The organism is Senegalimassilia anaerobia JC110 (assembly GCF_000236865.1).
GTDB lineage: Bacteria > Actinomycetota > Coriobacteriia > Coriobacteriales > Eggerthellaceae > Senegalimassilia > Senegalimassilia anaerobia.
In genome coordinates this window covers 60,306-62,380 of sequence record NZ_HE611017.1, presented here as the reverse complement: position 1 = coordinate 62,380, position 2,075 = coordinate 60,306, and the positions used below count along the sequence as shown (strand labels likewise).

Annotated in this window: 2 protein-coding genes; both read right to left on the bottom strand. The window is 72.6% G+C overall.

The window, feature by feature from the left end:
- Positions 1-1,236, bottom strand: a 1,236-nt coding sequence (locus tag SFHG_RS10860; protein ID WP_042436355.1) for a hypothetical protein, incomplete at its 3' end; no start/stop codon positions are given.
- Positions 1,237-2,075, bottom strand: an 839-nt coding sequence (locus SFHG_RS08475) for a hypothetical protein (protein ID WP_042436354.1), incomplete at its 5' end; no start/stop codon positions are given.

Sequence of the window (2,075 nt, the reverse complement as noted above, 5' to 3'; positions counted from 1 at the left end):
GGCGGCTTGGGATTGCGCGTATGCCCGCTTGCCGCCCTTGCCGCGGGCCCGGTCCCAGGCCTGCCTGCCCTCGCGCGCCCTTTCCCGGGCGTCTTCCGGCATACAGGCCCTGACTGCCGCCGACGCGGTGCGCTTGGCGAAGTCCTCGGCGTCTGCGCGCAGCGAGGCCCTGCGTTCGGCGGAGCCTTCGGCCATGCCCCTGACGTCCGCCTTCACCTCGGAGGTCAGCTCGCGCTCGGCGCACGTCCTCGAAAACGACGGGGATGCCCGCCTGGCCGCGGCCACCAGGTCGCGCGCGGCTGCTTGGGCCTTCCAGTTGCGCGCCACGGCGCCGGAGCCCGCCGTCAGCTCGGAGGCCACGCGCGCTCGCGCCGCCTCGACGGGGGCGCGGTCTTGGGGCGGGACGTCCGATTCGCGCAGGGACCGCTCGGGCCATCCGGCCTTGCGGGCCCGGGCGTCGAGGGCCGCGGCCGCCCGGGCGTCGGGTCTCTCGCCGGCTATCACCCGGATCTGCTGGCGGGCGAGGTCGCGCAGGAAGTTGGAGCGCGCGTCGCGCTCCTCGCGTATGCGCGCGTAGCCGACGCGGTAGATGGCCTCCTTCCCGGCGCGGGTCGCCTCTCGCCCCACCGTGGCGCCTTGCTCGATCTCGCCGCGCGCAGACCACGTGAGCACGTGGCAGTGAAGCGACTCGCTGGCGTCGGTGTGGTACGCCGCCACCCACCTGATGTCGGCCGGGTCTTTGACCAGGCCCCATTTCTCGACGTTCTCCGACCAGGTGGCGCGAAGGAGGCGCTGCATGTCCTCCTTGCTCTCGAGCCGAAGCGCCGCGGCGTACTCGCGCTTGACGGAGACCACCGAGTCGATGAAGGCCCCGCCGTCGGCTCGCATCCTCGCGCGCGCCTCTCCCACGCTCACAGGCCCGTTCGCGTCCCACAGCGACGCGTCCTCTTGCAGCGCCGCGCCCTTGCCTTCGTAGGCGCCTTCGCGCGCCGCGTAGTCGAGGCGGTCGGCGGCGTCGCGCTCGGCGGAGAGCTCGCGGTCCTGGGGCGTCGGCTCGCGGTCGATGTCGGATTTCGATTCGAAGGCCCCGGTGCGCGAGATGTACGCCACCGCCCGGGCGTTCGAGGCGCACGGCATGGCACCCGTGTCCTTCCTCCCGAGCTTCTTGGCGTAGTCCCTGGGGGTGTGCCTCACTATGATCGCCGACTGAAGCGGCACGCCCTTCCAGACGGCCATCTACCTGCCCGCCTTTGCGGAAGGCTCGTCGGCCGAGGTTGGCCGCTCTCCGTCCTGCGCGGCGGTCTTCGGCCGGGCGGCTCTGCCGCCTATGACCAGCATGGCCGCTCCCGCCACGGCCAAGGCGGCGCCGGCGGCGACGGGCAGGGCGTAGCCGGCGGATCCGCTTCGAGCCTCGTCTGCGGCTTCGTCGTCCTGACGCTCTATGTAGCCGATCTCGCCGCCGTTCTCGGCCGATGGCTGCTGCTGCGCCTGCGCGGCTTGGGCCGGCTTCGGCTCGTAGACGGCCGTGATCGTGCCGGAGGCGCCCTGGGCCGGCTCGTACCGGGCCGTGAGCTTGTACGTTTTCGGGGCCGACTCCCTCGCGGTCGCCGTGTAGGTCACCTTCGCGGACTGCCTGCCGGTCCCGTCCCCGGCGTCGGAAAGCTCGACTGCGCCCTGTTTGAACGTGAGCTCGCCGGCGCCGTCGACCTGCTCGGCCCGCTCGTCGGGGATCGCGGACACCTCGTCGGGGAACAGGGCCGAGTACACGATCGTCTGCTCGTACGTGCGCTCGCTCGCGTCCTCTTCGGACACGGAGGCCTCGGCCGAGGACAGCGCGAGCTCGTAGGTCGCGCCGTCCTCGGTGACCGTGACGCTTGCGGGGAAGTAGGACGAGGCGTCGCCGTTGTACTCCGACGCGGCGACGCTTCGCTCGCGCGCGGCGCTAGCGCCGTCCGACGATGCCGACGCCAGCGCGTACTCGACGCCGCCTACCTCTATGGTCGCCGGCACCTGCTCGCCGACCTGATACGTGCGCGTCAGCGCCTGCGACGCGCCGGCCGCGCCGGGGCAGGCCA